Raw genomic sequence first — 22,853 nt, forward strand, 5'->3', positions numbered from 1 at the left:
AGGAGAAGAGAATTATGGAATGGGAATTACTAGGGATCATACTAGCAGGCCTTGGAGGTTTGTATCTTTGGGCATTTAAAATCCCCTACTCTCTTCCACACCCTCGAGTCACAAACAAAGGAAGGGAAAATAGGTTCGATATACTTCGTGGATTTGCCATGATTGGGATAGTTCTCATTCACATTCACTCATACTTTCAATTCTTCCACCCCGCAGACCATTCTGTGATTCGAACTACCTTATTTCTTTCTAATTTATCTAGGTTTTCTGTTCCGTTATTTATACTAACTTCTGCGATTTTCTTAAGAAAAAAAGAAGGGTATTGGATTACCAAATTAAAAAACCTCATTCTTCCTTATAGTTTGGCATCAATCGTTGGATATTTCATAAAATATAACGATTATTCCTTATTAGAATTTTTCCAATTTTACTTTTTAGGAAAGGTATTTGCACCTTTTTACTTTGTCCCACTATTAATTCAGTTTTATATTATCTTTTATCTATTTGATAAAGTTCTTCTAAATGAAAAAATTTCAAAATATTTACTTCTTGTCGCATTCTTAATCAATTTGGCATCAAACTTAGGAATTTTTGATTCCATTCTTCCCAAAGGATACCATGCAATTTCAATTCTGAATTATATTTTTTTCTTTCAGTTAGGTATTCAAATTGGTCTTTCAAAAGAAGAAGAAAAAAAACAACAAAATGCAGATGTAAAGTTAGCTCTCGGGATTTTCTCTTTCATTTTTCTATTTCTGATCATTTTGTTCAGCGGAGGTTATTTTATCGATTTCAAAAACCACCACTTAGTTTATCCCATTTTTTTCTTATTCGCCGTTTGGGAAATTCTTCCTAAATTGAATCACAAAGTATCTGAATGGATCAGTTTTGTTGGAAATAATAGTCTATTCATTTTCCTTCTACATCCTTTTGTGATCCATATGATGCATAGTTTTGACCCATATCTATTCGGAGGTCCGATATTAGGATATATTGTGACTTTAATTTTGAATGTAGGTCTACCAATTGGTGTCGCAATTATAATCCAAAAGGGTAAGTTTTTATATCAATCACACCGCTTTGGCGAACACCAGTAAGAGCCTTTGCATATTCAACTAAAACATTAATTACATAACCTAATCTAGCCCGAATGTATTCGTCATCCTTACCTTCGGGTGTTTCTGAATTTAAAACTGATTCTACATGGCGAACAATCACATGATCAGGAAGATACACAATTCTAGTATTTTTGTAACTGGACATGCGGAGTTCTGCATTTGGGTAACTTCCGCCCATCCCACTGGAAACAGTAATAATCAGTCCGGGTTTATGAGAAATATCTCCACCTGTTAAATAAAGAAAAAAATTCTTTAACGCAGGACTTGCCATCCCAGCATACTCTGGAGAAAGAAAAATATAACCATCTGCACTAGCAAATCCCGCGCTATATTCTAACCAAAACTTTTTAATTTCAGAATCTTTCTCCCACATTGTTGGTTCCCAAAGTGGCAGAGGATTTCCACCCAAATCAAATAATATAACTTCGATACCTTTTGTTTCTAATATTTTTGCTAAAAATTTTGCAACTTTCAGAGACTGGGAATTTTTTCTGTGACTACCTGCAACCAAACAAATTTTCATCTAGGTCCACCACCTTGATTTTTGTTTCCTTTATGGTGAGTTTTCTTTTTATTTTTCCATTTCCTATTGTTATGGCCACTAGGTTTTGAATCATGATCTTCTTTTTTCTTCTGCGGATGATGATGGTGTTTTTTCTCTGCAAAAGCTTTTTCTTTTTTCTGCTCCCTTTCTTTTACAAATCTTAACTTTTCATCACCATATAGTTGGATGTATCCAAACAAAAACATGGAGAGAATCCCGTGAATTCTTTCCCATTGTTTTTTATCAAGTTCACCAAATACTGAATGTTCGGCGAAAGGTCCGGAATGCAATTTAAAGGCAGTTAAGGATGTTTTTAAACGAAGAAGTGCAGAGTCAGAGTCTCCTAAATCCTTTGGAGGGAACCCTGGAATTTGGTTCGCTTTTGTATAATTTCCTGTGGATATAAGTTTTGCAAACTTATATTTACCCAATAATTTATTGATTGTATTCCGTTTATTAGTGGAGCCGATCCTTTGAATGGACAACTCAATGGATTCTGCCAAAAAATCATAAACTTGAGTTAAAGTAACATCAGCTTTCTGTTTTTTCTCACACGCTATAATAATCGATAACTCTCTTTCGATATCCTCTATCGTTTTAAGTTTTAAAGTTGACTTCATTTTTCCTCTATTCGTTGATTCCGTATTTCTTTTTAAGCAAACCTAATTCTTTTAAAAAGTTATCTCTAACCTTTCCACTAAGTTTACCAAAATTAATACTAATACGGCTAGCCCCAGACCCAATACGGGGTGAAATGGTTTCACCCCCCCTATTCTCTTTTCGTTTTAGTAGTTCCTCAAGGTTTTTTACCGAAAGAGGTTTTCCACTGATCAAAAGTTCCATTACCGATTTTTGATCCAACCTGGCGATACTGCTAAGTTGTTTTACATACCTTCCGCTGTAACCCAACAATTCAGAAACTTCTTCCGCTGTTTTTCTTTTTTCTTTTCTAAGGAATTGGATGGCTTTACCTACTTCCCAAGGATTTAAATTCTTCCTCTTTTCGTTTTCAGCAAGAGACATTTCATAACAAACATCTTCATTGGCATCCGTTACAATTGCGGGTATTTCTTTCCATCCTAATTTAATAGCGGCACGATATCTACGTTCGCCTGCCACAATCAGATATTTACCTTTTTCTTTCCTAACGAGGATTGGTTCGATTAGTCCCAACCTTTCCATAGAAGGTAATAGGTCTGTTGTATCCTCACGTCCAATCAGACGAGGTTGAGTAGGATTAGGGAATATTTGACTGAGCTCTAAATGAGAAGGGTTCTTTTTCTTTTCAGAGTATGCAGAAATTAAATCTAAAGCTTGAAATTCAGTTTTTTTGGACATCGATTTTTTGTTTAACCTCTGCAGCAAGATCTCTAAAATTTTTCATTGTAGTTAAGTCTATTTTTGCCAAAAACGACATCTTCGCTTGGGCTTGCGGAATTGCCTCACGTCTTTGGATGACGGTATCAAATACCGGAAAATATCTTTTGACTCCTTCTGCTAAACCAGCGAGTGCTTTTTGTCCTTCATATTGGTTTAATACTGCACCTAGTAATTTCAACCTTTGGTTGGCTTTCTTTTGGATCTTTTGAAAAGTTTCATACAAATCACGAATTCCTTGTAAGCTAAAGGCCCTCGTTTGGATAGGAACCAAGATGTAATCAGCACAGATAAGTGCATTTTCTAATATTAGTCCTAATGAAGGAGGGCAATCTATAATTATATATTCATATCTCGAACGAAGAGGAAGAATCGCTTCATTCAGCAATTCAAAATCATCTCTTTCGTATGGAGTTGTCAAATTAGCAAGTTCCAATGTGGAAGGAAGTAAATCAAAATTTTCACCGATCGTTCTAATTGCAGGATCAATATCTCTGGGTTTTTTACCGCGATAACCTAAATAATCCATTATAGAGGGAACATCTTCTTTGAGAAACAGTTGTGTTGCATTTGCTTGCGGGTCCCAGTCGATTAACAATACTTTGTGGTTTTCAGAAAGGGCTTCAGCAAGATAAAGGCTAATTGTTGTTTTCCCCTCCCCTCCTTTTTGGTTTGAAACAGCAATTACATGGCTATCCAAACCATCTTGTTCAGTTGGCTCAAAATATTTAATCAACACAGATTGTTTGAACTCGCCAGTTTTCCATCCTGGAATCTTCAAACTAGTGGCCTTCGCAGCAAACTCACCTGCTTTCAGACCAACAAATTTCGCTGCTTCTTCTTCAGTAAAAATAGTTTCTGCTTTGCCCATAACCTTCCCAAAGGATGCATAAATCCGCCCAGACTGTCAATTTAATTATGTCTCTTAGGGGTGAAATCATTTCACCCCTAAGAAGAACGAATCTAGTTGAAATCGAGAAAGAAACATCATTATACCATCCCTCAAAAATAAATTTAGGAATTTACAACTTAGAGGTAAAGTAGAACCTACGCTGGTGCCTAAAATTCCCAAGATTCCATTTTTATTTTTAATTCTCAGTTTAAATTCACTGTCTGCAGAAATAATCTGGGGGCCAACCATCGAAAAGTCTGGTGGTGAATATATATTTGAAACTGGTAATAAATATCCAAACCTATCGGGAATTCGAGGCGGCTCGAGGATCTCTTTTCCTAGGACATTTTCGCTATTCGGGATCCAAGGAATTTTTACAAAAGACCGACTAGAAATTAGCGGTGCCCTTAAAACCACAGGTCGATATCAAAAATCGGGAGAAGCTCGAGATGAAGATTTTTTTCTTGGAGCAGTATCCACCGAAAACACCACAAACATCGCAACACGTGAATGGAGTTACCGAGATTCAGCGACTATCTATTCCGGTAGTCGTAACTTTGCCGATGGGAAAGGTAAATCAACAGTATTTGAAAGCCGAGCAGAACTCTATGGGAGGTATTATTTCCAAACAGCTAATCCAAATTACTGGGCTGATGGTTCTGGGTTTTTTCTTTCTATGGGCGCAAGATATTCTTACTTTAAATACATTTTCTATGATGTGAATCAATACGTGGAATCTACTCCCGTCTTTTATGGTCCGATTGGAATGGGACTCACGTTTTCAAACGATTTATGGGAATTCTTTACCGGCGGTGGATACCGATATTCATCCGGGGACTTCTACGCGGACTTTAGTTTTATGCCATCGATAGGAAGAATCAAAACGAGAGATTTTCATGTACAGAGGTCTATCAACTTCTTCTCTGAAAACTATGGACTTGGCTGGGCTTCCAAAGCAGAAGTTGGTTATAAAATAGGGCCAACCTGGCTTAGTTATATACGCATTAACCACAGAAGATTTTTTTCCGAAGGTAGATTTACTTCACAGGGCGGATTAACCAGAGATGACCTAGCTTCTAATTTAGTCGGTGGCTTCAAATCACATATAAATATAAAAGATTATTCGATCGAAATAGGAGCCTTAAACAAATTAGATTGGTCACCTGGAAGTTCAACAAATACAGAAAAAGTAGTACCTAATACAGAGGAATAAAACTATCTAATACATAATGGCAGATTTCGAAATCGAAAGAAAAACTACCAAAGGAAGAAATATTTCCCTCGTAGTTTACCAAAATGGCAAAGTGGTTCTAAAACATCCTGCCAGGATACCCAAAAAACAATTAGAAGAATTCTTAGCCGAAAAAAGAGAATGGATTTTGTCCAAACTCGAAGGACTCCCCAAAGACATTCCTAAAAAATTAAAATTTGAGGAGGGAGAAAAAATCCATATCTTCGGGACTCAAGTAACGATACAGTTGAGTTCCAATAAAAGGTCAAACCTTACCTCTGAATACATTCAAATCCCCAAAACAAAAACGGAAGAAACTAGAATTCGAAAAGGGAAACTGGTTTTAAAGGAAATACTTTTTGAAAAAATAATCCCATTAATAGAATCAACTTCCTCTGCACTCAACACAAAAGTTACAAAATTATCTATCAAACCAATGCGTTCACTCTGGGGCAGTTGTAATTCCAAAAATCAAATTTCCTTAAACTTAAGTTTAGTCCACTGTCCAGACTCTATTATAGAATACATAGTTTTACATGAAATTGCTCATACAATTGAACACAACCATTCAGCTAGATTTTGGAAAATTGTTGAGTCACATAATCCCAAATACAAACTAGCAGAGAAATGGTTAAAAGAAGTTGGGAAAAAATATATCTACTACCTTAATTAAATGAAAGAAAAAACAAAAGTTCTATTTATCTGTTTAGGAAACATTTGCCGTTCTCCTGCAGCCCAGGGTGCATTGGAAAACTTGGTAAATCAAAAAAAATTAAACCAATCGTTTGAAATCGATTCTTGTGGTACGTCTGGTTACCATGACGGTGATTTACCCGATCTTAGAACAAGGAAAGCCGCAGAAAAAAGAGGAATCCATCTAACCCATAAATCTAGAAAACTAACCTTAAATGATCTGAAGTATTTCGATTATTTATTGGTTATGGATGAGAACAACTTTGCTGATGTAATCAGTCTAAGTAATGATAAAAAAATTCAGGAAAAAATATTTCTCTTTGGTCAATTTAGAAGTGATAAAGGAGAACCAATTGTCCCCGATCCATATTACAAAAGCGAAATTGCATTTGATAGGGTTCAGGATCTTGTGGAAGATTGTTCCGCTGGTTTTCTGAATTTTTTAGGAGTATAAGACAAATGTCACAAATAAAGAAAAAAGTATTAATTGTGGGGGCGGGTTTTGGCGGATTACAGGTAATCAAAACTCTCGCGAATCACAAATCCTTTGACATAACTGTTGTTGATAAAAAAAACCATCATCTGTTCCAACCTCTTTTATACCAAGTGGCAACTGCCGTATTGTCACCAGCGGATATTGCGATTCCCTCTCGATCCATCACAACTAAATACAAAAACGTAAAAATATTACTTGGTGATGTAACCGAAATTGATTTCAAAAATCGCCAAGTTAAATTTCAGAATAACACAGAAACTTACGATTATTTAATTCTCGCAACGGGAGCAAGAACTAGTTTTTTCGGAAATCATTCTTGGAAAGAAAAAACTTTAGGTTTAAAAAATCTAAAAGATGCATTGGCTATTCGAAGGAGGATTCTACTTTCCTTTGAACAAGCAGAACTCATTGGTAATAATGAAAAAGCAAAAAGTTTTATGCATTATGTTATCATAGGCGGAGGACCAACAGGAGTAGAACTCGCAGGGTCTATTGCCGAACTTTCCCATAACATCATCAGAAAAGATTTTCGAAATATTGATTCCGGAATGACAAAAGTAACACTAATCGAAGCGGGTCCCCGTTTACTCACCGCATTTAGCGAAAAATCCAGTTCTTTTACCAAAGAAAAACTAGAGAGTAGGGGAGTTGAGGTCCTTACCAATTCCCCGGTTTTAGATATCACAGACACTGGTGTTGTTTTGAAGGATAGAACTATAGAATCAAAAACGGTGATTTGGGCTGCAGGAGTTGAAGGGTCTGAGTTAGCAAAAAATATGCAGCTTAACAAGGATAAGGCGAATAGAATCATCGTTGATGAATTTTGCAGAACAATCGAATATCCAGAAGTATTTGTTATTGGAGACGCTGCAAACTACAGCAAAGGTTTGGTCAGACCTCTTCCTGGAGTCTCCCCTGTTGCTATGCAACAAGGCAGGTATGTTGCCAAAATCATAGAATCCCTTGAAAAAAACAAACCGCTATCACCATTTCATTATTTTGACAAAGGCAATATGGCCACCATCGGGCGAACTGATGCAGTTGCAGAATTTGGAAAAATACGGTTAAAAGGAATTTTAGGATGGCTCGGTTGGCTTTTTGTTCATCTTGTCTACCAAGTTGGATTTAAAAATAAAGTAAGTACCTTACTCAGTTGGGTATGGAGTTATTTAACATTTCGAGCTGGATCAAGACTTATCCAAGAAGAGATGGATGAACTTTCAGTTCGATCTTAGATTGTAACGATTTTTCTCAGATTCAGAAATACATTTTTTATAAGCTAACTCGGTGTTTCCAACCCAAATCGTCGAGTTATACTCTGTGTTACCAGTTGTTGTATGTCTTTGTAAAATCGGTAACATAAAAAGATAACTTCTGGTTCTAATTTTTTTACACTCTTCTCTGAATTGTTCTTCACGAGAAAGTTGTGCGCAATGAATGGTGAGTAACAGTAGAATCAAAAAAAGTTTTTTCATCTAGATTGGTCGAGCAAAGTTTTCAATTTCAAAAGTTCGGAATAATTATCTTTCGAAATTGAACTCTGGTTTGCATCCAAAAATTGTATATCTTCTTCTGCCTTTAGTAACTGTGATTGTTTGTATTCGGCTTTGTGATTCACTTTTAGAATTATTTCCCCTTTGTATCCCGTATCACCATTAGCTTCCAAAATTATAGATTTGATTCGTTTTAAAAGTAGAGGGCACAAACTTTGTATGGAAGCGCCTTTTCCATATTCAGTAATACCAAAGGTTAATAAGGTGATTTTTTTTCGATGGATCTCTGTCAAATCAGCTTTTTTTTCACAGTCATCCAAATTTTCACACAGAGCTTTTAGGTTGGATTCTGAGAAAAGGGAAACTCCGTAGAGAGTCAACAAAACAATCAAAAGAAAATGTTTCATGGACAAATTACAAAAAAAAAGCAAAAAAGAATCAAGCCTAAATCAAGAAGATAAATGTTTACAATGAGAAGGAATCACAAAGGCTTAGGTATATGTTACCGATTTCTATTCGCACAAAATTCCACTCTATCGAGGGAGTAGAGTGGGGGAATCCAACAGGAACACCAATCCTTGCCTTTCATGGTTGGCTGGATAACGCCAATAGTTTTGCACCTCTTGCTAAGTATTTTCCCGAATATAGATTCATATCCATTGACTTCCCTGGTCACGGGAAATCCAGCCACAAACCAGAAAATACAGTTTATTATTTTGCAGAATATACTTTAGAAGTTGTGTCGATTGCCCAAGCTCTAGGATTAGAAAATTTTATATTAATGGCGCATTCCATGGGAGCCGCAGTATCTACGTTAGTTGCCGGAACCAACCTTCTAAAAATAAACAAGCTTGTGTTGATTGAATCGTTAGGCCCACTTACCAATCTTTCCGAATCAGCTCCAGACATACTTACGGAAGCCATCAAACAAATCCTTCATCCAAGAGGAAAAAAGGAAACATTTTTCCCTGATATGGAATCTGCCGTTGGTGTTCGGATGCGAGCAGGTGATATGAAGTTAGAATCTGCAGAAATCCTTATGGAAAGGGGAATTGAAAAAACTCCCAAAGGATTAAAACCAAGAAGGGACTTAAGACTTCATTATAATTCATTTTTTCGATATACGGAGGAACAAATAGAATCCTTTTGTAGTCGGATCGAATGCCCAACATTACTTATATTAGGTGATAGATCAGGATTTCCGATTGCTGAAAAATATAACAATAGAAAAGACGCAGTTAAAAACCTAAAGGAAGTAATTTTGCCTGGAGGGCACCATTTACATATGGATTCACCGAAAGAAGTATCCTCTGCCATTTTAGAATTTTTAGAAAATTAAATATTAAGGAAATAGAATGAAACAACCTATAGAAAATCCTTCTATACATGGTTACGAAATCCATCATGACACTTGTTTTGGATGTGGGAAAGAAAATCCATTAGGCCTTGTCGCAGATTTTACCTTCCATGATGAAACTGGAGAAGTAAACTTTACCTATAGTTTCAAAAAAATGTATAACGGAGCCCCTGGTTTCGTACACGGCGGAATTCTTTCCACCGTTTTGGATGAAGCAATGGGCGGGTTATGTTTTCACTTAGGTTATATAGTTATGACAGATACTATGAGTTTCAAATTTCACAAAGCCACTCCCGTTGAGAAGGAACTACTCGTTCGTGCTTGGCCCATCAAAAAGGCAAAACGTAAAGTTCTATTAGAATGTGAACTAACATCTCTCGACGGCGAAATTTTATATGTGAAAGGTGAGGGGGCATTCCATATTTTGCCTCCTCGTTTTTTCTCGGATAAACTAACCGGAGGAAAAATAGCGATTGCGAACGAATTGCTATCAGTAAATAAATTGAAACGCGCACATCTCTTTGATAGGATAGAAACATGAAAACCAAACTTCTCTACTTAATCATCATCACACTCACTCTACATTGTTCGGGGGCTTCCATAAAAGATGGGTCAGGCGACCAAGAATTTGAATTGAAATTTTCTAAAGGCAAATGGATTCGAACAGAACGTTTCAAAAACTCTGGCGGAATCCGGGCAGTGGGAGAAGTAAAAGCAGAATGCGGCGGAGCAAAATGTACAGAGGACCAAGTATCTAAATTTGCTGCGCCTAAAATTAAATCATTACCAAAACACGGTTCTTGGGAAGAATACATCCAATTCGAACAACCTGGGTCTACAGCTGAAAATCCAAAATACAAATCCACTCTTGATCAAGTTGGGGACTACAGTGACGGCAAAAAAATTGGAATCTGGAAAAAACCTGATCCTGAGAATCCACAAAAATACATTGCAGAAACTCCTTGGGTTGACGGGAAAAAAGAAGGTCTGGCCAAAACCTTTGACAAACAAGGTATCGTAACTTCTGAAACAAATTATGCAGATGATAAAAAAAATGGACCTTATTACCGAAAGAATAACAAAGGTGAGTGGGTAGAAAAAGGTTCTTTCAAAGATAACGAAGAAGACGGGGAATGGACCTACTATTTTGTTGGTGCCGATGGAAATGGAATCAAAACCAAAGTTTCTTACAGCAACGGATTAAAAAACGGACAAGAAATCAATTACTATAAAGACGGTGCAGTGGAATCACAAGGTTCTTATTCATCCGACATTCGTAGTGGATTATGGAAAATGTTTGGATCTAAGGGAAATATTCTTGCAGAAGGAAATTATTCTAAGAAAGAAAATTCAGAAAACTTAGACATTAAGTATGAAAGAACTGGAACTTGGAAAGAATATTATGCTGACGGTAAATTATTCGGGACGGGGACAAGAAAACATACAAGAACCGGCGAATGGAAGTTCTATTACAAAAACGGACAGATCGGTTACCAAGGGAATATGGCTAACGAAAGTATGTTAGAATCTGCTAAAGTTTATGACAATACTGGAAAAATTCTTGGTGAAGGAAAATTATTCTTCTCACTTGTAAAAATTGATGAAGAATCACAAGACTTAAAACTAAATTATAAACCTAGCATTCCTTATACTTACTTTTATCCTTCTGGGAAAAAAAGGATGGTGATTCGATCCACCGAAGATGCCACTGAATATGCAGAAGATGGAAGAGAATTAGGAAAAGGATCTGTAGAACCTCAAGGACGAAAAATGGGATGTTGGACCATTGGAGGCAAAACAGAATACTATATGATTGATAAACCAATGCCAAAAATGACTCCATCGCAATGCAAATAAATAAAGAACAAATTACAGAAATCTCCGACCAAGTAAAACTACTTCGGTCGGAACTATCCGAATCCATCTCAGGAATGGATAACGTCATCCAATCTTTATTCGTCGGGCTAGTAGCCAACGGACACGTGTTACTCGAAGGGATGCCTGGTCTCGCAAAAACCCTTGTAGCAAAAAACTTAGCGTCCATCATCGATGCTAAATTTTCTCGAGTTCAATTCACACCCGACTTATTGCCAGCAGACTTAACGGGAACCAATATTTTCAATCCTAAAACTTCATCGTTTGAAATCAGAAAAGGCCCAATTTTCACGAATGTTTTGTTAGCTGATGAAATCAACAGAGCGCCTGCAAAAGTTCAATCCGCTTTGTTACAGTGTATGGAAGAAAGACAAGTTTCCATTGCTGATGAAACATTCGACTTGGAACCACCATTTTTTGTGATCGCTACACAAAACCCTATCGACCAAGAAGGAACTTATCCGCTCCCAGAAGCCCAACTCGATCGATTTCTGTTCAAAGTCATTGTCACCTATCCTTCCTTCGAAGATGAGGTCGCCATCTTACACCAACATGGGAATTTAGATTTTACCAAAAAAAAATCTAAGAAGGTAATGAAACCAAAGGAAATTCACAAGATTTCTGAAATTTCAAATAAGGTTTTTGTGGAACCAAAACTCCAAAACTATATTGTAAATCTTACAAGAAACACAAGACCTGAAACAACAACTGATAGTGACTTAAAAATTTTCATCCAACATGGTGTAAGCCCCAGAGCAAGCCTTGCTATGTTAAAAGTAAGCAGAATCAATGCACTTTTAGAAGGAAGAGATTTTGTCATCCCGGAAGATATCCAACGTTTTTTCTCAGAAATTGTAAAACATCGCCTTCACCTAACAATCGATGCAATTAGCGAGGATATCAGCACAGATTCTATTATCAAACGAATCTTAACTGTCACGGAAGTTCCCTAGATGTTATCTCCAGAACTAAAACGCCTGCTGCAAGTTTTACAATGGGAAACAAAAAAGAAATTTTCTTCCACTAAACAAGGCCTTCTCACCATGTCGGAACGGGGGAGGGGGCTCGATTTCAAAGAAGTAAGAAACTACCAGTACGGCGATGATATGCGTTATATCGACTGGAATGTAACCTCTCGAACTGGAGAACTTTATACAAAGGAATATTATGAAGAACGAGATACTTCCATTATTGTATTTTATGATACAAGCGTATCTCTAAATGGTTCTCAAAAGAACACAGCTTTCCAAATTGCACTTTTTTTATCTTTATTCCATATAAAAATGGGAAATAGAATTTTACTCATCCCATTTTCAGATAGCCCCTCAAAATCCGGAAAATGGCTTAGAACAGAAACTGAAGTTTTTTCCGCCTTCAGTAATATCACAAAACAACCACAAGGTGAAACCACAAACTATTCAGAGGCTTACCAATTTGCATTTAAACTCTACCCTAAATATGCAATTAGTTACTGGATCTCCGATTTTAATCATTTTTCATACTACTTAGAAACTAACAAAGTTCCAAAAATTTGGGAACCGATTGGGATTTGGATCCAAGATGAATTAGATACACTAAAATTTCCATTTTGGCTTCGTATGTTTCAAAAAATATCCGCAGAAAATATAAGTTTTCGGAACAATGAAACTACATACACCAAAGATTTAAAAGCAACAAAATCGTTCTTTGGTGTTCAGTTTGTACAAATCAATCCGAATACAAAACTTTCACAACAAATCCTACCACTATTCAAAATCAAACGAAATGGATAAGTATATCGCTATATTTCTATTATGTTCGGGATCAATTTTTGCCGCACCGAAAGAGATTGTTTTAGAATCTGATATTTATGTAGGGGACACTGTCCATTACCAAATAGAATTATTCGATACAAATGATAGTGAATTAAGCATTGAAGAAGGAGAAATTTACGAAGATGATACGATGCCTTCTTATAAAATTTTTAATGTAAACAAAAAACCTTCTAAATTAGAAGCCTCCATCATCTTCTACAAACCAGGCACTTATATTTTACCGGTTTCATGGGACCAAAACGGCACGAATTTTCGATCTTCCTTATCTATCAAAGTCAAATCTCAACTACTAGGCTCAGAGACTGATATCGAAGACATTGAACCTCCAATTGTATTTTCTGGCCCTTACTTTTTTCGTTTGTTTATCGTTCTCTTAATTACAGCTATTAATCTGTATCTAGTGTATGCCTTATATTTATATTGGCGCAAAAAACCAAAAGTGATGGATGCTTTTTGGGAAAAACAACCCACCCTTGACGAAACCACCAAACGACTGCATATTGTAGAAAAATATTTAGAATCTGATTCAATCCATGAAAAAGAACTTATGTTTAAAATTAGTGAATACTTGAAGGAAGTTTATTCCAAACGACTAGACGAAAACTTATTAGGAAAAACCGATTCTGAATTTTTTGTCGACCTCTCCAATAGAACACATATCGAGAATTCTGCTTTAAGAGAATTACGGATTCATTTTAGAAATATTAAATATAATGAAAATAACACGAACCTCAACAAAGAATCTGCTCGTGTAATTTGGGAAAAAATCAAAAAGGATTTTGAATTATAAATATGGATCAGTTCCAGAGACCTTATCTTTTATTCTTAATTTTACCTTTTTTATTGCTAGGATTGTACCAGTGGCGAAAAAAACCTTTAGGTTCTGTTCTACTCATCCAGTCCGATAGATTTCAAAAACAAAAAACAAAATTTTTAATAAACCTAAGATCCTTAGGTTTAAAACTATCAGAATTCTCAATTTATATAGCAGGAATTTTTTTGATCATCGCGGCTGCCGGTCCCGGAAAAAAATTCAGTTTAACACCGGAGGTTACTAATGGGATCGATATCATGATCGCCCTAGACATCTCAGGTTCCATGACCAATTCATACGATTTTTTACCTAAAAACCGACTGACTGTCTCAAAAGATTTACTAAGAGAATTTATACAAAAAAGGCTCTACGACAGAATCGGAATTGTCTTATTCGCAGGAGCAGCTTATTTACAATCACCCCTATCAAACGACAGATATGCGTTAGACGAACTTATTTCCGAAACCTCCGATGAAGATATTAGCGAACAAGGAACAGCTGTCGGTGATGCTTTGGTTCTTTCTACGTACCGTCTAAAGGACTCCAAGGCAAAATCAAAAATTATAATTTTGCTCACGGATGGAGTCTCCAATACAGGAAAATTAGATCCAGAAACAGCTTCTTATGCTGCGAAAGCCTATGGAATCAAAGTCTATAGTATAGGAATTGGGAAAGAACAAAGCCAATATGAAGTGAATTACGAATCTCTGGAGAAAATTTCAGAAAGTACGACAGGGAAATTTTTTCGTGCAGAATCTCCGGAAGTATTACAGGAAGTGTTAAACGAAATTAACAGTTTAGAAACAGTCGAACTACCTTCAAAACCTTTGGAAATTCACGAAACACATTTCCCAAAAGCATTGTTTGTTTTTTTTATGATCCTAGGAGTTTTGGGGTTACTTATGGTATACCCATTCACTGAAAAGTTATGATTGATTCAAGTTTAGCAGCAACAATAGCAATCATTTCTATAAGCATATGGATGATTGTATTTTTTGGAAAACTATATTTAAATATTAAAGCAAATTCATTTCGGAACCAAAATCCAAATCTAATAAACAGAATCTATACTGCTAATACAAAAGTTTATTTAATGCGAATTTTCTGTTTTTTAATTTCCATGTTTTTAGCACTTTATTCCTTATTTAAAATCAAATCTACGGAAGTAGAATCCATTAAAGAATTTGAGTCTGCAGATATACTTTTTGTTGTCGATGTTAGTTTATCAATGAATGCCATTGATGTAAGTCCAAACCGCCTAAAACGATTTCAAGATTTAGCATTAAGAATCCTTCCAGAAATCAAAGGGAATCGAATAGGAATCATTGTTTTTGCAGGACAATCATTTTCCTTTTGCCCATTAACAACAGATATATCGTCGGTTTCAGACTATATACAGGCACTTGGAGTGGAAATGGTTGGTTCCAAAGGAACAGACCTTTCTTTGGCACTAGAAAGAGTTCATAAGATCAGAAAAAAAAATAACCCTATCACTTCTCAAATTACTGTTCTCGTTTCGGATGGAGAAGATCACGAAAACCAAACCTTACCAAAGATTGAAGGTGAGGTGATTGTTTGGGGAATTGGAACGGAAGAAGGTGGGCTTATCGAATATCGTGACCCAGGAACAGGGCGAGGTGGATTTGTCACTACAGATGCAGGAATTTCCGATTCTCCTTCGGCACCTAACTTAGTGGTTTCAAAAATGAATACGGAAAAACTAAAGTCAATCGCGAGCCAGAATAATGGAACTTATTATGATGTTTCATTCTTAGCAGACGGAGCCTACGCACTGTTAGACACCATTCAATCCGTTAAAAAGAAAAAAATACAAACCATCGAACGATTCAAAAACGAGGATGGAGCTCATCCGTTTCTAATTGCATCGGTTTTCTTTCTATTTTTAGAACGAATCATAAATCTTTTCCTGCAGAAACTTCCCAAAACAATTTACACAATTCTACTTTTGTTATTACTCTTCAGAGTCAGCGGCTTGGAAGCATGGGAATTAGATCCGGGTGGGAATGCAATGGAACGAGGTGCAAAGTCCTATCATCAAAAAAAATATACGGAAAGCCAGAAAGAATTCGAAAAAGCAAAAGAATACATCCCCGATGATCCACGACTGTTATACAATGAATCAACCAATGCCTACCAATCAGGTCAATACAAAGATGCCATAGGGATCGCTGAAAAAATCCTCTCTCACCCAAAAACAGACAATGACTTAAAAGCAAAAACAAACTTTTCGTTAGGAAACATTTATTCAAAATTAGGTGAGAAAAAGAAAGCACTGAATGCTTACTCGAAAACCTTAGAACTTGATCCGAATCATTTATCCGCCAAAAAAAACATCGAACACCTAACAAAAAAACAAGAATCTAACCAAAACCAATCACCAAAAAACAACGAATCAAACGAAAACAAACCACAGAATGATCGAAAAGAGAATCAAAAAGAAGAAAAGTCAGATGCAGAAAGAATTTTAGATCCTTTCTCGCAAGACTCTATTTTAAAAAATAAAAAAGGAGGTTTTTCGGATAATGAAAAATTCTGGTAAACTCACGATTCTATTTTTTCTTTTTGGATTCCTTCCTTTCAATCATATTAGTTCAGCCGATGTTGAGTTTCATTTATTTCCCGATGAATTTTCACTTGGAGAACATGCTAAACTAGAAGTGAAAGTGCATGGAGACAAACCCTTCCGTGCATTACAAACAAATATCAAAAAAAATGGTGTCCGTGTTCGATTCTCTGGTAGCGGCACCGAAACACAAATTATCAACTTCAAAGTGTCTCGTTCCCAAATATTAAACTACTATGTTGATACCGAATCGGAAGGAACATTCAAACTTCCAGAAATTTCTGTAGAATATGACCAAAAAGCATACACTTCACCTGCAATTCCGTTTAAAGTAAGCAAAAAAAGTGCACATCCTCAAAACCAATTTTTTAATCCATTTCAAATAGAAAGCAATGACTCTCCCACAGAAGGATCACCAGAAGTAGCCTTTCATACAAACAAATCAGTTTTTTATAAGGGTGAACCAGTTGTGGGATATTTTGTTCTCTACTATAACGGCTACAGACAACCTTTTTTAGAAAGAGATCCGAACGAATCCATATCCTTTCCATATTTTTTATCAGAAACATTACGGCAAGTATCCGTACAAATTGAACCCGAAATACAAAGGAACAATGTTTTAAAAAAAACTTTAGTATACGATAAAGAAATCTATGGTTTGACACCAATTAAATCAGGAAGATTTCAAATTGGAAAAACTAAATTCATCTCGGGAGATAGTTTACGATTCAATTCGTTACAAGAAACCGTAAACACAACGCAAGCCACCGTGACTGTTCTGGATCTTCCGCCAACCAAACTTAGTAATTTTACTGGAGCGATAGGAAACTTCAAACTCTCTCTGACTCAGTTCCCAAAAGAAATTCACGAAGGAGAAACTGCCTACTTTGAAATTACCGTAGAAGGTGATGGTGGTTACGAGGGGATCAATCCCAATAAAACATCGGAAAAAAAGACCCAACTCATTTCACAAAATAAAACAAAAACTTTCCGCAAGTTAGATTCAGGAGATTATGGATTTTATTCTATCGTTCGATTTCAATATGCTTACCAAACATCTAGGAATAATAAGTTACAATTAGAACCTTATACATTCAGCTTTTTCTCTTTAAAGGAAAAACAATACAAAACAATATCGATTGATTTTCCTGAAATTCCTATACTACCAGAAAGAAAACTTGAAGAAAAATCCCTTTCTGGAAAACCAAACCTATCTAGTGGACCGCCCATTTTTGTTTTAGTATTTCTAACAATTCTTGGAATTTTTACCTATTTAGGATTTAAAAGATACCAACATCAAAAACAGTTGCAGGAATTAACAGAAATGGTTGTTCACTTGGGTAAAAAAAGAAATTCATTTCTTGCAGACCACTTGGCTAAACTAAAATTGCCTGAAGAAGACATCAATTTCCTTGTAAATCTTTTAGAAAATGGGGACAAAGAAACCCTTAAAGTCGCATTCCAAAACCTAACTAAAAAAGAAAAACACAAACTCATACAATTAACTAAAACAATAAAACCAAAGGATTAACATATGTCAGCTGAAGAAACAGGGAAAATCAGTGTAGAAACGGAAAATATCTTTCCCATCATTAAAAAATGGTTGTACTCCGAAAAAGATATTTTTTTAAGGGAACTCGTGTCCAATGCCAGCGATGCCATCACTAAGTTAAAAAAGATATCACTATCAGAAGAATTTGAAGGTGGCAATGATTATAAAATCGATTTAAATTTTGATGTAGACGCAAGGATTCTAACCATTGAAGACAATGGAGTTGGGATGACCACTGATGAGGTCAAAAAATACATCAATCAAATTGCATTTTCTGGTGCCACAGATTTTGCTAAACAATATCAAAATGCAGAGAACAAAGCCGAAATCATTGGCCATTTTGGTTTAGGTTTTTATTCCTCTTTTATGGTTTCTAAAAAAGTAACAATAGAAACAAAATCCTACAAGAAAGGACAAACGGCTGTTATGTGGTCAAGTGAATCAGGAACAGACTTTACCATCTCACCTATTGAAAAGGAATTCAGAGGAACAAAAATTTCTCTTTATCTGGATAGTGAGTCTGGTGAATACCTAGACAAATGGAAACTGAAAGAACTAATCAAAAAATATTGTGATTTTCTACCTGTAGGGATTTATGTCCAAGGCGAAAAAGCAAACCGAGAAAAACCACTATGGTCAGAAGAACCGGCAAAAATCAAAGAAGAAGAGTATAAAGACTTTCATTCCTATTTGTTTCCGTTCTCTGGCGAATCTCTCTTTCATATCCATTTGAATGTAGACTACCCATTCCGTTTGCAAGGGATCTTGTATTTTCCAAAACTCACACATGAATTGGAAGCTTCAAAGAATGGAATTAAACTTTTTTGTAACCATGTTTTTGTTAGCGACAATGCAAGCGAACTCATTCCACAGTTCTTAACTATATTAAAAGGAACTATTGATATTCCAGACCTCCCTCTAAACGTTTCAAGATCCTATTTACAAAATGATCCTCTTGTAAAAAAAATATCAAACCATATCATCAAAAAAGTTGCTGATCGTCTGATTGATGATTTCAAAAAAGAAAGAAGTAAATATGAGGAAAATTGGACTGATATTTCATTATTTGTAAAATACGGAGTATTAACAGACGAAAAATTTTACGATGCCATGAAAGATCATTTGATTTTCAAAAACTCGGAAGGTGGATACTCCACAACTTCTGAATATTGGGAAAAAAATAAGGAAAAAAACCAAAACAAAATCTTTTATGCAAATGAAACCGAAATGGGTTCCGTTTATATGGAGTTATTAAAATCGCAAGGATTAGAAGCGATCCTAGTTGATTCCAAAATTGATTCCCACCTCATCCAACACTTAGAAATGAAAAATCCAGATTGGAAATTTCAGAGAGTGGATTCAGAGATTGCGGACCAAGTTCTTGATAAAGAAGTCCAAGACAACTTAGTCAACGAAGAAAACAAAACAGAATCAGACAGAATCCAATCTTTATTTTTAGCTTCTTTACCAACTGAAGGGGTAGAGGTAAAAGTAGAAGCCCTAAAATCTCTTGAGGTTCCGGGAGTCATCCTTTTGCCAGAATTCATGCGAAGAATGTCAGAGATGAACTCGATGTTAAACCGAGAAGACACAAAGAACATTCTAAAATCACACACCCTTATGGTTAATTCCAAATCACCTCTGGTCAAATCCGCATTACAGGCGTTCGAAGGTGTTAATCCAGAAAAAGGAAAAAAATTGGCACGAGCCATTTATGACCTTTCCTTACTTTCTGCGAAAGTGATGGATGAAAAAGATGTTTCGGAGTATACCAAAAGGACAACGGAATTCCTCCAAGAGATTTTTTCTACTTAAAGGCAAAACCATCTAGAAAGATTTGGCAACGATCCCTGTTTTTGGGATTGTTGCTCTGTGATCCAGATTTGTATAACAAGTCGACTTAGCTCCTTACCGGTTGTAGTAGCCTATAAAAAAGGATACTTTGAAGAATTTGGTGTGAAGGTTACCCTCCACGTCAATACCCACCATAAGGCAATTATGCCATTACTAGACGCGGGTCGAGTGGAAGCCGGCGAAGTTCCCACTATCGCTTACTTACAAGATAGTTTCCTAAAAAAATCAAAACTAAAACGAATTTATAAAGGAATTTACCTCTACCATTCACCACTTTCTTTTTATTCCAGATTTCAATTCAAACCAGAAGATCTCACAAGAAACAAAGCATACATACTTCCTGTTCCGCACCAATACTCAGTCGAGAGACTCTTTGCAGAAAAATTTTTAGAAGAATACGCACCAAAAAATCCTGTTAAAGTTCGTTACATTGACACTCCAGGATTTTTGGAGGAAAAGGAATTTTTAAAACCTTCTTGTTTGGGATTAGTGTCCGATCCATTTTCCAGTCCCTTTCTTAGAAACTTCCAAGATTTTGCAAACACACTCAAGTTACCCATTCTAGAAGCAAAATCTTTTTATCCGTCCACCTTACTTGCGTTCAGTGGCGATGCCATATTAAAAACAGGAAGAGAGGTTTCCGGAGTACTTCTCGCTGTCAAAAAAGCCATAGATTTTTTACAAAATACAAATGGTCAAAACACTGGAAACATTTGGGAAGATTTACAGTTATCTCATTTTTACCCGCACTTACGGGTTGGAGAAACCAAAAATCTTTTAAACGCACATCCTCTCATTCAAAAAGGCGTTTTTTCTTACCAAGGAGATGCCACTACACTTTTCCCACTCTTAAAAGATGTTTACTTCCGATTGATCAGAAGAGTGATTCAACCAGAAGCTGTAAAGTCTGCTCTCGACTTTGATGAAATCCTTTCTGCCTTAGAACCAAAAAAAGTTTTTGATGTTAGAAAACTGAGTAGTTTCCAAGAACCGGCAGAATCAAAACTCCATGCCCCATCGCAAATCAATTACAGAAAACTCAATGCTGTCAGACATCTAATTGTGGATGTAAACTCAGTTGTTTTGGATATTTTGCAAGGGAACTACAACTCTAGAATCAACTCAGATGAAACATTACAGTTAGACAATCGAGTCAAAGTTCTCGTCAACTCCATGTTAGATTCTTTTACCGCCAAAATGGAACTCCAAAGGGAGGAAATTACTGAACTTGAAAATCTAATCTCAATTTTAGAGATCAAACTAGACAGATCCGCCGTGGATTTACAATATTCTGAAGAAAAATATAGATACCTATTCGAATTTTCCCGAGAGGCCATCGCCCTAGTAGATGCCGACACAGGAAGTATTCTCGAAGCAAACAACCAGTTTCGCTCTCTCACCAGTTATACGAGAGGGGATATCACAAAATTAAATATAGAAGATATCATTTTGGGAAATCAAGTTTCAAACCAACTCCGATTTGGTTCCGATCTTTCTTCCGATACAATGTTATCTCTTCCTGATGTGGAAATCCTTGTCAAAGATGGAAGCAAACTAGAAGTCGATATTAGTTTCACCTCCATCCTTCTTTCCCCGAAAAAAAGATACCAAGTCCAATTTCGTCCAAACTCCGAAAGAAAAGAACAAGAACGATTACAACATGAATTCATTTCCAATGTGAGTCACGAACTTCGAAGCCCAATGACAAATATCAGAGGGTATTTGGAATTTTTTAAATCCGACACATCATTACCATTTAACACCGAACATAAAAATATGTTAGAGGTAATCGATAAAAATGCAAAAAGGCTTAGCTTTTTGATTGAAAACCTATTAAAATTAACAACATCCAGGGAAAAAGACAAAGAAGCTGAAGTGATAGAAATTTTCGATCCAGTTCCTGTTATCGAAGATGTGATTCATATGAACTCACATCTTGCAAAAGGGAAACCAATCGAATGGAATCTTTCACTCAAAAAAGGTTTTTTCTTACGAGGGATCAAATTCGAATTTTCACAGATCATTACCAACCTCTATGTAAATGCCCTAAAATACACAGCCAAAGGGAAAATCGGAATCTCCATTTTGGAAACCAACGGCAAAATAGAAATTACAGTGGAAGACACAGGACTTGGTATCGATCCGAATTATAAAAATCAAATCTTCGATCGTTTTTTTCGAATCCCATCTTCTGATAATAAAAAAATTGGTGGAACAGGGCTTGGGTTATCAATCGTGAAATCTCTAGTGGACAAAATGTCCGGAGAAATCTTTGTCGAAAGTACGATGGGGATGGGAAGTAAATTTACCATCTACTTCCCGAAGGTAAACGTCAACGTTTAGAAGTTTTTTTCTTCTTTGCGATTTGTTTTTTCTTAGGTGCCGGTTTCGATTTGTTTTTAGAAGGCAAATCATTTGGTTTTAACAAACTAAGTGTTGGTATATTTTTTTCCTCTAATGACATTTTTGATAAAAGAAGAGATAATTCCAACATCTCCCTTGTTCCAAGTAGATGCATCATTTCTAATGCTTGATTCATACCAAGTTTTCTAAAAATCGCTAATGCATTGGTGACACCAAAAAATTTGATAAGGATCGGAAGTTCTTCTAAACCGCGTTGTTTGATCCATTTTTTGCAATCAACAACTGAAAGTTCGCTAACAAGTTGAATCACAGGCCCCACTTCAATCTCCTCAACCAACCATAAAAAGTCTTTCATCGGTATTTCTTTGAGTAGGGCGATGGATTTTTCTATCCCCAATGTTTTTAAAATTTCGACACTGGTTTCTCTTCCTAAAGTTTTTGCGAGTAAACCAACATCACGAGGAGGAATACTTCGAGAAACAAGAGCCAAATCAGACATAGGAAGTGAATGGATAAAATAGACCAAATCATCGTCTTCATTCTCTCCAATCATCTCCACAAGAATCTTTTCGGGGATTTGTTTTACGAGTTCTACAACCGTATCTTCACTTAATTTATGCGTGAGGACAATCAGTCTTTCTTTCGGAACCTTCCCCGTCAGTGAAAGTAACTTTTCATAACCAAGATTCTTCAAAATCTGAAAGGACTTTTTGGGGCCAAGTTTTTCTAGGTATTGGTAAACACTTTGGATTGTAACGAGAACTTCTTTCATTTGCCCCAACTTTGGATACAAAC

23 protein-coding genes are annotated in these 22,853 nt (G+C 36.0%); 16 read left to right on the forward strand and 7 right to left on the reverse strand.

What is annotated here, in order from left to right:
* The first annotated feature begins 14 nt into the window (after nt 1–14).
* Nucleotides 15–1,097 (forward strand): acyltransferase, encoded by a 1,083-nt coding sequence (locus EHQ70_RS09995; protein WP_135585976.1) that lies wholly within the window; start codon nt 15–17, stop codon nt 1,095–1,097.
* Here EHQ70_RS09995 and EHQ70_RS10000 read toward each other — a convergent pair.
* Genes EHQ70_RS10000 through EHQ70_RS10015 form a run of 4 tightly spaced genes read right to left on the reverse strand, consistent with a single transcriptional unit; the run spans nt 1,039 to nt 3,910 of the window.
* Complete coding sequence (locus EHQ70_RS10000) at nt 1,039–1,641, reverse strand: NADPH-dependent FMN reductase (protein WP_135585978.1); 603 nt, start codon at nt 1,639–1,641, stop codon at nt 1,039–1,041. The genes EHQ70_RS09995 and EHQ70_RS10000 overlap by 59 nt on opposite strands.
* Nucleotides 1,638–2,282, reverse strand: a complete 645-nt coding sequence (locus EHQ70_RS10005; protein ID WP_135585980.1) for a DUF1569 domain-containing protein — start codon at nt 2,280–2,282, stop codon at nt 1,638–1,640. The genes EHQ70_RS10000 and EHQ70_RS10005 overlap by 4 nt, the downstream gene beginning before the upstream one ends.
* A gap of 7 nt (nt 2,283–2,289) precedes the next feature.
* On the reverse strand, nt 2,290–3,000 hold the full coding sequence (locus EHQ70_RS10010) for a ParB/RepB/Spo0J family partition protein (protein ID WP_135585982.1): 711 nt from the start codon (nt 2,998–3,000) through the stop codon (nt 2,290–2,292).
* Nucleotides 2,984–3,910, reverse strand: a complete 927-nt coding sequence (locus EHQ70_RS10015; protein ID WP_135585984.1) for a ParA family protein — start codon at nt 3,908–3,910, stop codon at nt 2,984–2,986. Before EHQ70_RS10015 ends, EHQ70_RS10010 begins: the two co-directional genes overlap by 17 nt.
* A 181-nt stretch (nt 3,911–4,091) precedes the next feature.
* Here EHQ70_RS10015 and EHQ70_RS10020 point away from each other — a divergent pair, with 181 nt between their 5' ends.
* The 4 genes from EHQ70_RS10020 to EHQ70_RS10035 are packed head-to-tail and all read left to right on the forward strand — an operon-like array spanning nt 4,092 to nt 7,586.
* Complete coding sequence (locus EHQ70_RS10020) at nt 4,092–5,144, forward strand: putative porin (protein ID WP_135585986.1); 1,053 nt, start codon at nt 4,092–4,094, stop codon at nt 5,142–5,144.
* A 16-nt stretch (nt 5,145–5,160) separates the two neighbouring features.
* On the forward strand, nt 5,161–5,835 hold the full coding sequence (locus tag EHQ70_RS10025) for a M48 family metallopeptidase (RefSeq protein WP_135585988.1): 675 nt from the start codon (nt 5,161–5,163) through the stop codon (nt 5,833–5,835).
* Nucleotides 5,836–6,309: a low molecular weight protein-tyrosine-phosphatase gene (locus EHQ70_RS10030; RefSeq protein WP_135585990.1), complete on the forward strand. Its 474-nt coding sequence runs from the start codon at nt 5,836–5,838 to the stop codon at nt 6,307–6,309.
* Nucleotides 6,310–6,314: 5 nt separating this feature from the next.
* Nucleotides 6,315–7,586, forward strand: a complete 1,272-nt coding sequence (locus tag EHQ70_RS10035; protein WP_135585992.1) for an NAD(P)/FAD-dependent oxidoreductase — start codon at nt 6,315–6,317, stop codon at nt 7,584–7,586.
* Here EHQ70_RS10035 and EHQ70_RS10040 read toward each other — a convergent pair.
* Both EHQ70_RS10040 and EHQ70_RS10045 read right to left on the reverse strand, forming a co-directional pair.
* A complete protein-coding gene (locus tag EHQ70_RS10040) occupies nt 7,572–7,826 on the reverse strand; it encodes a hypothetical protein (protein WP_135585994.1) in 255 nt (84 codons plus the stop codon). The genes EHQ70_RS10035 and EHQ70_RS10040 overlap by 15 nt on opposite strands.
* Nucleotides 7,823–8,251, reverse strand: a complete 429-nt coding sequence (locus EHQ70_RS10045; RefSeq protein WP_135585996.1) for a hypothetical protein — start codon at nt 8,249–8,251, stop codon at nt 7,823–7,825. Before EHQ70_RS10045 ends, EHQ70_RS10040 begins: the two co-directional genes overlap by 4 nt.
* Nucleotides 8,252–8,343: 92 nt before the next feature.
* Between EHQ70_RS10045 and EHQ70_RS10050 the strand changes: the two genes are divergently transcribed.
* Genes EHQ70_RS10050 through EHQ70_RS10100 form a run of 11 tightly spaced genes read left to right on the forward strand, consistent with a single transcriptional unit; the run spans nt 8,344 to nt 22,037 of the window.
* Entirely contained in the window at nt 8,344–9,183 is an 840-nt protein-coding gene (locus EHQ70_RS10050; RefSeq protein ID WP_135585998.1) for an alpha/beta fold hydrolase, read from the forward strand.
* 16 nt (nt 9,184–9,199) lie between these two features.
* The gene (locus EHQ70_RS10055) at nt 9,200–9,742 is read left to right on the forward strand and encodes a PaaI family thioesterase (protein WP_135586000.1); all 543 of its coding nucleotides are present in this window, start codon (nt 9,200–9,202) and stop codon (nt 9,740–9,742) included.
* Complete coding sequence (locus EHQ70_RS10060; protein WP_135586002.1) at nt 9,739–11,058, forward strand: LIC20035 family adhesin; 1,320 nt, start codon at nt 9,739–9,741, stop codon at nt 11,056–11,058. Before EHQ70_RS10055 ends, EHQ70_RS10060 begins: the two co-directional genes overlap by 4 nt.
* Complete coding sequence (locus EHQ70_RS10065) at nt 11,049–12,029, forward strand: AAA family ATPase (RefSeq protein ID WP_135586004.1); 981 nt, start codon at nt 11,049–11,051, stop codon at nt 12,027–12,029. The genes EHQ70_RS10060 and EHQ70_RS10065 overlap by 10 nt, the downstream gene beginning before the upstream one ends.
* Complete coding sequence (locus EHQ70_RS10070; protein WP_135586006.1) at nt 12,030–12,848, forward strand: DUF58 domain-containing protein; 819 nt, start codon at nt 12,030–12,032, stop codon at nt 12,846–12,848.
* A complete protein-coding gene (locus tag EHQ70_RS10075; protein WP_135586008.1) occupies nt 12,841–13,680 on the forward strand; it encodes an LB_053 family protein in 840 nt (279 codons plus the stop codon). Before EHQ70_RS10070 ends, EHQ70_RS10075 begins: the two co-directional genes overlap by 8 nt.
* A gap of 2 nt (nt 13,681–13,682) precedes the next feature.
* The gene (gene batA, locus EHQ70_RS10080) at nt 13,683–14,636 is read left to right on the forward strand and encodes a VWA domain-containing protein BatA (protein WP_135586010.1); all 954 of its coding nucleotides are present in this window, start codon (nt 13,683–13,685) and stop codon (nt 14,634–14,636) included.
* Nucleotides 14,633–16,264 carry a VWA domain-containing protein BatB gene (gene batB / locus EHQ70_RS10085; RefSeq protein ID WP_135586012.1) on the forward strand — a complete coding sequence of 544 codons (1,632 nt, stop codon included), beginning with the start codon at nt 14,633–14,635 and terminating at the stop codon, nt 16,262–16,264. The genes batA and batB overlap by 4 nt, the downstream gene beginning before the upstream one ends.
* On the forward strand, nt 16,248–17,819 hold the full coding sequence (locus EHQ70_RS10090) for a BatD family protein (protein WP_135586014.1): 1,572 nt from the start codon (nt 16,248–16,250) through the stop codon (nt 17,817–17,819). Before batB ends, EHQ70_RS10090 begins: the two co-directional genes overlap by 17 nt.
* Nucleotides 17,820–17,822: 3 nt before the next feature.
* Entirely contained in the window at nt 17,823–19,655 is a 1,833-nt protein-coding gene (htpG, locus tag EHQ70_RS10095; protein WP_135586016.1) for a molecular chaperone HtpG, read from the forward strand.
* Between the two features lie 57 nt (nt 19,656–19,712).
* Nucleotides 19,713–22,037, forward strand: a complete 2,325-nt coding sequence (locus EHQ70_RS10100) for a sensor histidine kinase (protein WP_135586018.1) — start codon at nt 19,713–19,715, stop codon at nt 22,035–22,037.
* On the opposite strand, the gene EHQ70_RS10105 is transcribed toward EHQ70_RS10100, so the two are convergent.
* Entirely contained in the window at nt 22,027–22,830 is an 804-nt protein-coding gene (locus EHQ70_RS10105) for a hypothetical protein (RefSeq protein ID WP_244288292.1), read from the reverse strand. The two genes, EHQ70_RS10100 and EHQ70_RS10105, sit on opposite strands and share 11 nt — an antisense overlap.
* Nucleotides 22,831–22,853: the final 23 nt, after the last annotated feature.

The sequence above is a fragment of the Leptospira congkakensis genome (assembly GCF_004770265.1).
Taxonomy (GTDB): domain Bacteria; phylum Spirochaetota; class Leptospiria; order Leptospirales; family Leptospiraceae; genus Leptospira_A; species Leptospira_A congkakensis.